At 35.4% G+C, this 11798-nt stretch carries 8 protein-coding genes and 1 pseudogene; 7 read left to right on the plus strand and 2 right to left on the minus strand.

Features of this window, described 5'->3' with window-relative positions; all coding sequences use genetic code 11:
• Positions 1-117 precede the first annotated feature (117 nt).
• Positions 118-525: a type II toxin-antitoxin system HicB family antitoxin gene (locus NV349_RS09975; RefSeq protein WP_271913237.1), complete on the plus strand. Its 408-nt coding sequence runs from the start codon at positions 118-120 to the stop codon at positions 523-525.
• A 1107-nt stretch (positions 526-1632) separates the two neighbouring features.
• Positions 1633-2831 (plus strand): annotated as a pseudogene (locus NV349_RS09980) (IS110 family transposase).
• A gap of 316 nt (positions 2832-3147) precedes the next feature.
• Here the strand turns inward: NV349_RS09980 and NV349_RS09985 are convergent.
• Positions 3148-3876 (minus strand): TatD family hydrolase, encoded by a 729-nt coding sequence (locus NV349_RS09985; protein ID WP_271913239.1) that lies wholly within the window; start codon positions 3874-3876, stop codon positions 3148-3150.
• Between the two features lie 182 nt (positions 3877-4058).
• Between NV349_RS09985 and NV349_RS09990 the strand changes: the two genes are divergently transcribed.
• The 4 genes from NV349_RS09990 (at position 4059) to NV349_RS10005 (ending at position 7945) form a co-directional block, all read left to right on the plus strand.
• Positions 4059-4976: a hypothetical protein gene (locus NV349_RS09990; RefSeq protein ID WP_271913240.1), complete on the plus strand. Its 918-nt coding sequence runs from the start codon at positions 4059-4061 to the stop codon at positions 4974-4976.
• Positions 4977-5664: 688 nt separating this feature from the next.
• Positions 5665-6096, plus strand: a complete 432-nt coding sequence (locus NV349_RS09995) for a BrxA/BrxB family bacilliredoxin (protein WP_036122610.1) — start codon at positions 5665-5667, stop codon at positions 6094-6096.
• Complete coding sequence (locus tag NV349_RS10000) at positions 6084-6872, plus strand: class I SAM-dependent methyltransferase (RefSeq protein ID WP_036122608.1); 789 nt, start codon at positions 6084-6086, stop codon at positions 6870-6872. The genes NV349_RS09995 and NV349_RS10000 overlap by 13 nt, the downstream gene beginning before the upstream one ends.
• A 788-nt stretch (positions 6873-7660) precedes the next feature.
• Positions 7661-7945, plus strand: a complete 285-nt coding sequence (locus NV349_RS10005; protein WP_271913243.1) for a hypothetical protein — start codon at positions 7661-7663, stop codon at positions 7943-7945.
• Positions 7946-8114: 169 nt separating this feature from the next.
• Here the strand turns inward: NV349_RS10005 and NV349_RS10010 are convergent, their stop codons facing one another.
• Positions 8115-9911: a UvrD-helicase domain-containing protein gene (locus NV349_RS10010; RefSeq protein WP_271913244.1), complete on the minus strand. Its 1797-nt coding sequence runs from the start codon at positions 9909-9911 to the stop codon at positions 8115-8117.
• A gap of 714 nt (positions 9912-10625) precedes the next feature.
• On the opposite strand from NV349_RS10010, the gene NV349_RS10015 reads away from it, so the two are divergent.
• Positions 10626-11429 carry a nucleotidyl transferase AbiEii/AbiGii toxin family protein gene (locus NV349_RS10015; protein ID WP_271913245.1) on the plus strand — a complete coding sequence of 268 codons (804 nt, stop codon included), beginning with the start codon at positions 10626-10628 and terminating at the stop codon, positions 11427-11429.
• Positions 11430-11798: the final 369 nt, after the last annotated feature.

The raw sequence follows: 11798 nt of genomic DNA on the forward strand, positions 1-11798 counted from the left end.
CTACAAATTTTGAATACTTAATATGTGTTTTTAAGAAGAAACAGAATTTGATAAATACTTAATTTAAACAAAGACTTAAATTAAAATACAGATATCTAAATAATGAGGAGAGAAAATATGCCTAAATATATGTATATCGCATACTTTGAATGGGAAGAAGAGTCGTCAGTATACAACGTGAGCTTTCCTGATTTGGCAGGGTGCGTGACATTTGGAAAGGACGTGGCTGCAGCCATTAATATGGCAAGAGATGCTTTAGAAGGATATTTGTTAGTTTTAGAAGATGACAAAGATGATATACCAAAAGCTTCAGCTTACCATGAATTTAGACATAATATAAATGAACAAGATTTTATTCAATATATAGAGGCAGATACGGATGCTGCAAGAAAGAGAGAAGATCAAAAAACTGTAAATAAGATGGTAACTTTGCCAAATTATTTGGTGCAATTAGGTAAAGCAAATAATATTAATTTTTCTGCTTTACTTCAAAAAGCATTGAAAAATGAGTTAAATATTAAATAATAAAATGCTTGAGAATAGCATATCTAAAGTTTCTTAAAAAAAAACGAAACTGGAACAATAGTGATACATTAAATAATAGTAAAAAGAATTTAAACTAATTTCTTTTAGATAGAATTCTAGAGTACACTGAAGAACAACATTGGATAGTAGCAAAGGCTCTATTATCTTTTGTTGTTCTTTTCGTAATTACATAATTTAGGGAATTGTGTATTCTTTTAAACTTGTGTTTAATTAAGAAAGGTTACCGAGAACCTCACTAGTATAACGCCAAGTTGATTTATTTGTTTGGAAAGAAATGCACTCGTTGTCACCAAGTTTAGAAATTACATCACAAATTGTTTTTTTAGTTTCTCAATATCTTGCTCATTGAAGTTGGGGAGAGACTTATAACATTGCTGTAATGATGGGTTGTTAAGTAAAGGCACTTTTAATGCAGGTTTATAAAGAGATCATCTCAAAACTGCCGTTTCAATCAGCTTTATTTCACAATATCTATATGCCATTGGTATTTGTTGTAATGTTTCTGATGTTGGTTTAATAGGAGTATCTGTACGATGATTCTTGCCACAATCAAGCATACATAAGTAAGGCAACTTAATGTTTATATACGCTTAGCGACATCATGTAGACCTTCATTGCCACCGTAGTTCCTTCAATAATTTTGATTGCCTATAACATTCTATTTTAAATTATAGAATATTAGAATAGAGTCATTTAAGTAGTAATAATAATCTAGTATGCATGCATTATCTATTTAAAAGAGCACTTGGCTATTATCGGCCCAGTAAAACTATTGAATACTTCGATGTGTAGCTATTTTTTAAAAATTAAGTTGGTGTGTTTTAAAAATGTCCAATTTATATAAACATACTAACATTAGTAGTACAAACCAGGGCCATGGTTTGTGCTACTATTTTTTTATAGTAGAAGTGAAGAAAAGCCGACCAGCCTCTGGGACCATTTGTGAGTCCGTATATTAAACCGGCTAACTTCATGCCCTTATATGAATCAGTTTAGTATGTTGGGTCCAAGAGATCGTGTATAAGAAAGTGGAATCGATAAGGTACTGTGAAGGCTTCTATGATTGGTCAAAAGGAGAAGAATGAGATGAAACATGTCATTGCGTTAGATGTCAGTAAAGGAAAAAGTACCGTTGCGATTTATGATGGTCACCGCCAATGTGAGTTTGAAGGTATGCTACATCATACACGGTGTGATTTCGAGCGATTACACGAACGAATGGAAGAGATAACAAAGCAAGATGGACAAGCGCCAGCTATCGTATTTGAAGCAACAGGCATCTATTCAAAACCTGTCGAAGCATTTTTCAAAGATTACGGCTATGCATACTGCCGCATGAATCCACTTGAAGCGAATTTACAGATGGCAACGATGCGTCGCAATAAAACTGATATCAGTGATGCCCATGAACTCGCAAAACAACGTACATACAAGACGATTATTATGAACAGATGCGTGCACTGACTCGTTATTACGATGAAATTGACGAAGAAATCATTTTACTCAAAAGTAGAATGCATGCCATTTTACAGCTAAGTTTTCCAGAATTAGAAAAGCTGATTACACCAAGTTCCGCACTATTTTTAAATATTGTACAACTCTATCCGCACCCCGCACTTTTACAGGCCCATTCAAAAACGATGATTAAAAATCGTTTAAAGGTCAATACGCGAAAAAACCTCTCGCTAATGCGTGCGGAGGCTAAAGCTATTACATTATTAGAAGCAGCTGAAAATAGTTACCCAGCGATTAAACACACAGATATTCGTTGTGATCAAGCACGAGATTACGCAGCTCGCATTGCGGATTTATTAGAGAAGAAAGATGCGCTTGTGAAACAGATGGTGGAATTGTCGGAAGGACGAAAAGAATATCTAGTATTTCGTTCGATTCCTGGGATTGGCGATTCAACGGCGTGCCGATTAATTGGAGAGATTGGTGACATCCGCCGCTTTCAAAATGCGAAACAACTGAACGCTTACACAGGCATTGATATTATGCGGTACCAGTCTGGAAATACGCAATATCGAGACAGGATTAATAAACGAGGAAACAAACATTTACGGAAGATTTTATATTTTATGGTGTGCGCCATGCTTATGGCTAAAGGAAAACCGAATCATTTTGTGGACTATTACTACAAATTAAAAAAGCAACCTCAGAGGAAGCCTCATAAGGTTGCGATCATCGCCTGCATCAATAAGTTTCTGAAAGTGACATTTCAGTTACTGACGCGTGGCATTCTTTACGATTATGAGTCCGCACTACCAGCTCAGAAATCGTAATCACCTATAAAGAACTATATCATAATGACCTTTCGAAAAAAATAAAAATCGTCAGGTCTTTTTGGCGTATCTAAAAATGAGTGTGAAGTGGTGAGGGATATCCCTCACCACTTCACACCCATAAAAATATAAATTACTCTTTAAATAAGGTTGACTAATCGTAAGAAAGAGGCTGGGACATAACTCATTTTATTGAGAAAAAGCAAAAAATGAATGTTATTTTTGTAATTTATTAAAATATATGTGTTCTAATAACGCAAAAAAATGTTAGACCAAACTTGTAAATGGTCTAACATTTTTTCTTTTGTCCCAGCCTCTAGAACATATCTTTTTCAATTAAGAGTCGTCGGAAATTCTTGAATACAATGTTTTCAAAATCAGGAATTTGGTTTTCGAATTCTGAATATATATTTTTTAAATCTTTAGGATATAAAATTTTTCTATTCAAACGTGCAAATGGGCCGTCTGTTTCAAATAGAATTAAGTGTTTAGGAATCCTGCTCAAAATTTTTTGACCGTTTTTGCTGTAAAGCATTTTAGGATTGACAGAAAAATAATAACCTTGTTTTGCAATCTCATCTAGGGTTGTTAATTTACCACTATACCAATGGAATATTGCATGCTTCACATTATTTTTCTTCAAAATGCTTAAAATAATATCTTCTGTACCTTTACTGTGAATAGAGTATACTCGCCCTTTGTTAAAATTTTCTGATGTAATATATTCAAATGCATTAATTTGTGCTTGTTTGTTTACTTCATCAGAGTCTTGGAAATCTAAACCGACTTCCCCGATATACCTTGTTGTTTGTACGTAATCACAAAATAAATCCATATTAAATTTATATTCACTTGAAACCTGAGGATGATAACCGATACAAAGTCGTACATATTTAAAATTTTTAAATGATGATGAATGTTTCTTGAATATTTCAGGCAAGTTTGTCACAAACATTGCGTAAATCTTTAGGGATTCATATTCTAGAGCAACTTTCATTGGATCAGGATAAAAATCAATATGGACATATGTATCAATTAGGGGCATATTTCTCCATGTACCTTTCATAATCAAATTTGGACAAATATTAATAATCAACCTGCCGAAGTAAGATGCTTTGTTAATAAAGATGGTCAAATAGAGAGTTTTGATATGTTCTTTCGTGCGGTAAGTCAGCCTAAACCAGGGGCAAATTTGATTATCGATTAAAAAATGAGGATGAAAATTTCATGAAAAAATTGCATTTGAACGGACATTCACTTACACAAAATGAAAATATATTATCTTTCGCAAGTTTTTCTGAAGATGAGAATAAAACTTACTATTATCAATATAATGGTGAAGATATAAAAGAAATATCAAGAGAATCGTATGCGAAAATTAAATTTGATAATAGATGGGGTATTATATCTAGTCAATTGGAAGTATCAAACTATTCATATATTGAAAGTATAGCAAAATGTTGGATAAGTGAAGGAGGAAAAAGAAAGTTAATTAGTCTTAGTGAATACTATAATAACACGTATGGTGAGGATTGGGGAGATAACTACGATTTTGATATAATACCAAATAATATTTTTTCCGATGTTACTAATTTTATGACATGTGCTATACGAAATGAAACGATTTGTCTTCTCTGGCCTCATAATATCATATTGCACTTTAATGAGCATGATCAGCTTGTGCAATATATTTTGTTGGAAACCTCTGACTATTATGATACATTACATAATATTTGTTCAGATGGACAAGCAGTCTGGAGTGTATCCCCGACTATGAATTCTGTTGTAAAATATAGATTTCCGAGTTTTGAAATAGAAAAAATCTACCGTTATACTACTGATGTAGAACTTGCACGAAATCCAGAAGCTATAAATGATGATCTCCATGTAATTTATTGTGAAAATGAGCTTATAGGTTTACAATACCCAGAATATATTTCTTATATTAATGAAGGATTTTATATTTGTGATATGGAAAATAAACGCATTGCAACTTTAAATCCTAACAGTGGGAAAATTGATCCATATATTGCTCTGAATTCTAAACCATTTGAATTTTTAAAATATAAAAATCAATTTGTTATTCAAACAGATACAGGAATATATCTATTGAATGAGAATGAAAAGAATGATTTTTTTGATTAAAAACTCATTAATTTGAGCTGATCCCCTTTTTGTAGACAATGTTACAATACTTACAGTCCGCTGTAGATAACATTTTCCTTAAAGGGGGTTTTTTCTATCTTGAAAAAAAGATACGCATTCAAATGAGTTGGAGAAGTAGTACAGGCTTATTTGGCGGGAGAAGAAAGGTATGCAAAAGATAGCATAAAAATACAATATTTATAAGGTTTTGCAAGTAAAGGTATGGGTGATGATTGGTAGCCATTCATAAAGGTAATTGCCACTATAATCCTGCATGGAATCCTTCTTCTCACATTTTAAAAGCGAGTGTTTGTAACTTTCACAAGATCAATCTAAAGACGAAATGATCCGAGCTGTTGAGCAGTATATCTACGTTTATAACTATAAAGCTCCCAATAACGACTCAACCACCTGACACCGATAGAATATCGACATCAGATGGCCACTTAATCTTTTTAAAACTGTCTACTTGACGGGGAACTGTTCAGAGTACAAGCTTGGGCTTTTTTATTTCCATGAAGATTGTGGAAATTCATTTTTTAGGTAAGTAACGACTTTAAATAAATTCATTCTCTGTTACAAAAAAGTCAAATTTCCCCCGAAATCAAACAAAAAGCATGTCTTTGTACATTCACACAAAACCTTGCTATAATAAGCTTTGCGAATACATAGGAAAGAGGGGAAAAGCATGAACGCTTATGATGAATATATGAAGCAGGTTGTGAAGCCGATGCGTGAGGAGCTAGTGGAGGCTGGATTTACGGAGCTGACAACGGCTGATGCAGTGAATGAGTTTATGGCAGAGACGAAGGGGACTTCGTTAGTGGTTATTAACTCGGTATGTGGATGTGCGGCAGGACTTGCTCGTCCAGCAGCGCGCGAGGCAATTGCTGCGGTGAAGCCTGACCATCTTGTGACGGTGTTTGCAGGGCAGGATCCAGAGGCGACTGCAGCAATGCGCGGTTATTTTGAAGAGGTGCCACCGAGCTCACCGTCTATGGCGATTTTAAAGGACGGGGAACTGGCTTACTTTATTCCGCGTGAACAAATTGAGGGATTCCCTGTGGAGCAAATTGTCTCTCATTTAACTGGCGTGTTAGAGCAAACATGCGAGAACTAAAAACGATTGTGACGACAGCGGGCAGACCAGACGAAGTATCGATGGCGCTCGCTGCTTTTGCGTGTCAAACATTAGGTGCTACATTTGAGCCACGGAAAAAGCGCTCTGTTCGTAAGATTTCACAGGAGTTGCAGGCACATGTGATGGTGGCGGGGAAGAATCGCTATGAATATTATGCCTATGGGGCACAGGAGCCCTTTTTCTTTCATCCGAATTCTGCAGCGTTTCGACTAAAGCGTGTTGCTCGTGGTGAGGCAGAGCCCTTTTTGGAAGCGGCACAGCTTCAACAGGGTGATTCGGTGTTGGATTGTACATTAGGTCTTGCGGCAGATGCTATGCTAGCGGCTTATATCGTGGGGGAGATAGGCCATGTAGTAGGGCTGGAAGCAAATCCAAATGTAGCGTTTATTGTCAGTCGGGGGACGCAAACCTATGATACGTCCGAGTTACCATTAACCGCCTGTATGCGACGAATCGAGGTAGTTCAGGCTGAAGCGATTGCTTATTTAAAAACCTTGCCAGACAAGGCTTTTGATGTGGTCTATATGGACCCGATGTTTGAAGAGGTCATCGAAGAGGCGAATAATTTTCAGGCGTTACGGCTCGCGGGTGAGCACGTTACATTAACGGATGAATGGGTCTATGAGGCCAAGCGTGTAGCGAAAAAGCGGGTGGTATTAAAGGCTCATTTTCGTTCAGAGTGGTTTGCACAGTACGGTTTCCAGCAATTGACGAGAGTAACCGCGAAGTTTCATTATGGTGTGCTAGAAGTCTGACCGAGCTCCAAGAGATATAGAATATATGACAAAAGATGTCCAACCGTTCGAAATGTCTGACTTGGGCATCTTTTGTCATTTTAATTTTTGCGGAAGTGAAGTAGTAGAGGACATTATAATGCATCAGAATATCTGAAATGTGTGAGTGCTACTGAATATTGCTCTCCATGATCCTCGGATAGAGCAAGCCTTTCAACAATTTTAGCTTGCGCAAATTTTCCATTAAGTTTTTTTGTTGAGATGGTTATTTATGAAGACTTAAAAAAGTTTATAATAGAATTTATAAAAGCTTATGGAGGGATTGTTATGGAATTGAAGACATGTCCAAATTGTAATAGTCAGAACATTCATAAGGGTATTATTCGAGCTGTTCATGCTCCGCTCCACATGTTTCCAGAAGAATCATTTAACAAAAACGTACCACTTAATTCTCATCTAGGAAATTCCTCTAAAATAACCTCATACTATTGTCAAGATTGCGGTTATATTTTAGGTGCATTTGTAGATGAACCGAACAAACTTATTAAATAAGTTAAGGTTAAGAATGAAACTTTTTATGAAAATCTTAGCTATAAAGAAAACGCCACTATTCGGGGCTTTTTGTTCATTTCACAAAAAATTTCATTATACTAAAATATACGAAATGAAGAACGGGAGAAATTAGCATTTCGTAATACTAGTTCACTAACTGACATTAGGCTTGATAATATGGGCAGTTCATTTGGGGGTATTTTTGGAAACAAACAGTGATGGTATCGCCATTCGTGGATTTACAAAATCATTGACTGTTGGCAATTCTCGTCTTTGCCCTCAATATTTTTGGCTATTATTTAGTCGGCTGGCTGATTGGTGCAGGGTTTTATCGCTATGGCGGCTTGTTTGGTCTAGCTTTTATAATCATGGCTTTCGTTATTGTTTTGGTACAGGCTGTTTTAGTAAGGGCTGTACTTGGTTTGCCATTAAACTCAGCGATTGTATCGTTTGATGTGCCTGCTGTGATTGCAGCCATAGGGATTTTAACAGTCATCAGCCTTGATCCGTCAACTAACAAAAGGGTTGTCATTAAAATGTAGAGTGGAAATGGAGTATGCAATAATAAAATCAGTATGCTAGGTGACATGTCCTACCATACTGATTTTTTGTCATATATCATGATGTGTATGTTGTATATAAATTTCCAATGTTTATCTACTTATAAACTGGCTTTTTTACAGAAATCACAGGTATTTGAGATTGTTCGATTTACTGAACAGGCACTGTTTGTTGAAGTAGAACTTTCATTTCCTGTGCATAGGATTCTTGATGGAAGTTTTCAGCGTGAATGTACAATTGTTCAGAGGCTCTTGTGATACCTACATACATAGTTTTTCGATATTTTAATGCTTCTTCTTTTACAGAAGTAGAGATAAATCGATCTGTATCCAATAAAAATACGATCGGAGCTTCTAATCCTTTTGCTGATTGATAAGTTGTCACAATAATTTTATGCTCAGTGGATGCTTTTTTATTTAATGATTCCGCTTTTGCTTGTAACACCTTTGGAAGTGTTTGGATGAAAGTGTTAGCTCTCTGCCAGTCTTTACAGAGTACCATTATTTCATTTGGATTATAGCCAGCTTTATAAATCAATTCCTCAATTTTTATGGCTACCTCTTCAAGTTCTCCCTCAATCATCCCGATGCCATTTTCAACCGAATTTTCATACTCAATTTCCTTCATAGGGCAATAAAATTTTTCTACCTCGGCTTTTAATTTTTCATCTACACTTAAAAATTGTAGAGCTAAATCAATATGCTCATTGGCTGAACGATAGGCTTTTTTTAGTAATTTACTTCTGCCGCGCATGTCTAAAATAGGGTCAATTTCTGTCCAAGGTGTATCTGTTGAACGGTAGAGACCTTGTAAGCGATCGCCAGCTAAAAATAAATTAATGCTGTTTTTTTCTTCTTTTTTACTATCAATAGTTTTAAAAGTCTTACAGCTTTGAATGGCTAAACGAATCCAATCGTCTAAAAAATCTTGGTATTCATCAATTAAAATTGCATCATACTTCGGTTTAGCTTTTTGTAGGGACAAACTTGGCAAATCATAGTCCCACCATTTTTGCTGTTCATCACCAGGTAGTTTTGGGACAGAGACATGTGCTATATCTAGTGCAAACTTGTGGAAGGTACTGATTTCAATATTCTCAATATGTATATCTAAAAATGATAAATTTTCTGCTAAGCTTTTTACTTTTTGTTCTAGTTTTGTAGCTAAACTTCTATTGTATGTTAAAACGCGAATTTTCCAATCGGGGTTTTCTCTAATCAAATGAATTGCTCTTGCTAAAAGCATAACTGTTTTTCCACTGCCAGGTACTCCCGTCACCATATAATGACCGTATGAAATATTTTTAGCAAATCGTTCTTGCTCAGCATCTAATGCAGCAATTAGTTCCTGCGTGTGGTTTTCACTTGTAGAGAGAATTTGAATCTCTGGGAAGATAATTGCTCTGAGCATCTTTAAATACATAGGGCTCAAAGGCTTAATTTCTGAAAATAAGTCTGAGATTTCTAAACCGTTAAAATCCTCCGATAATAGATAGTGCGCTGGTTTCTGATTAAAAACATCTGCTAAGTGATTTTCTTCAAAGGCAGCTCTTTTTAAATGAGGCAAAATAGCAAAGGAAGAGAGCTTCACATCTAGTTCACCTTGCGTGTTGTATAATCTATCATCCATTGAAAATAAGCCTTCCAAAGATTTATAATATTGACCAGCTTTAAATACTGGATTATCTAGTTTTTCCCCATTGATATTTTTAATTTCTAGACGAGTCCAAGTGGCAAGGTAGTCAATACTCCAGTCCTTCACTTCTAAAATACTTACTCCTCTTAAACAATCAATTAGAATAAAATCTGGAATAAGATTTTTAATCTTGGGTTGAATATAGAGATAGGCATCACTTTGTTGTGTTTTATATAAATTTTTAATCTTATTGAGCACACTGCGCTCGCCCTTAGTTAATGTAGGAAGATCATTTGGTATGATATGTAGCAAAATATATTAACCTCCAAATATTAGTGTGTTATACAATATTTATAATACACTATATATTGTAAAAAACAACAACTTTAGTCTTGTGGTAAAAAAGTATTATTATAAGCTAAAACATTGGTTATTTAAAATAAGATCCTTTCTAAAGAGGAATTTTTATGAGTCTTTAGGTATATGAATTAGAAAGAGTAAAGAGTGAAAAAAGGGTGTGAAATTGTATTTTGTATAAAATATTTTACTTATTTAATTCACTGTGCTATAATAAGAGACGTGCTATTTTAGGTAGCATATTTCTGTAATCTGGCATTCTGCTTTTTGTTTTTGTAGATACTTATTCACACTGGCGCATGCTTTGGGGCTGCAAGGACGCAAAAGATGGTAGGGTTTGCGTTGCTTAAGTTAGAAGGCACACAGTGGAATTTTACCGCGGTGATGAAACGAATCTGGTTTCAAGATAATATTCCCCAGACGATTGGGTTGAGACTTTTACAATTTACGAGAATGTTACCTATAAATACTAAAGGGGTAGTTTCGCAATAGCGAGGCTGCCCCTTGTCTAATTTTCCCAGCCTGTCGTCCCTAGCTACGACAGGCTTTTTTGGTATACATTACCGTTTACTCTATACCTTAAATAAGTGATAATAAAAGCATGAATTTTAGTAAGAATCTAAATTCCGACATGAAAAAACTGAAAAATCAAAAAGGTGAGGGATATTTATGGAAACAATGAGCACACAATCCACGAATGTGTTTACACAAATAACAGAAATGGCTGCAGCACGGCAAGAAAATAGGGAACAGCTAGTATCACTTTATTGTCAAGAAAGGCTCCTTTATCGTTTATCTGTCTCATCATATAACGATCAATTTTACTTAGCAGGGGATTTATTATTATTTGCATTAACAGAGGGATTGGTGAAGCCCACAAAAGAAATCACACTGCTAGCGAAGCCGAGTGCTCGTCAACAGGAAATAGTGAAACAAGCATTGAAAGAAATATGTTCGATTGCAGTACCAGAGGATGGCATTGAGTGGAACGCAGAAAAAATAGAGAGTGCTTTAACAGAAGACGGTATTCATTTCACAATACCAGCTACACTAGGCCAAACAACAACATACATAGAAGTAAGAATAACCTATAAAGAAAGTGTGCCAGTGACACCGAAAACCATTATGTTTCCAACCTTACTAGCCAGCGAGGTGGCTGTGCTTTATACATATCCAACGGAATTCGTGATAGCACAAAAATTTATCGAAATGTATCAATATCCAGCCTTAGAGAAAACATCAAAAGCAAAGTTGGAAGTTAATCAACTGTTGCAAACCCAAAACATAGAAGGACGTATCTTACAGGCGTATATAGAAGCATTATTTGAGCGCCATCATTTTACAATTGAGCTAAACACTACACTCGAATTAACAGGCGTACTAAAACAATTTTTCAGCCCAATTCATGAAGTGCTATTGGCTGAGCATGAATTTTTCCAGCAGTGGCACTTTGACAATCAGGCTTGGCAATAACGATAGAAACCCGCGGACATTATGTTGTTCGCGGGTTTCTGCATAGTATGAGTAGTTATATGGGAATAGAATAAACATTTTTAGTTATTATCTAACGCATCAAGAAGTAGACATTATAAACTAAAAAAGGAGAGCGGATTTATCTATTATGACTGATGAATTTTCTCTTCTAGAATCACAAAGGGATTAGGTGAAGAATAGGATAAAGCTGGCTAGCTTATGTGTTCAAGAGATTGTTCAAACAGGCGAATTGCTGTGCAGCCGACAAAAAATATGTCTGAGGCGGGGAAAATTTTGCAAGAGGTATAGTTAGATAAAGTATTTTTGCTTGCCTTGACATCCTCAAATAGTATTTGTTATGTTGTAAAT

It is taken from the genome of Lysinibacillus sp. OF-1, assembly GCF_028356935.1.
GTDB lineage: Bacteria > Bacillota > Bacilli > Bacillales_A > Planococcaceae > Lysinibacillus > Lysinibacillus fusiformis_D.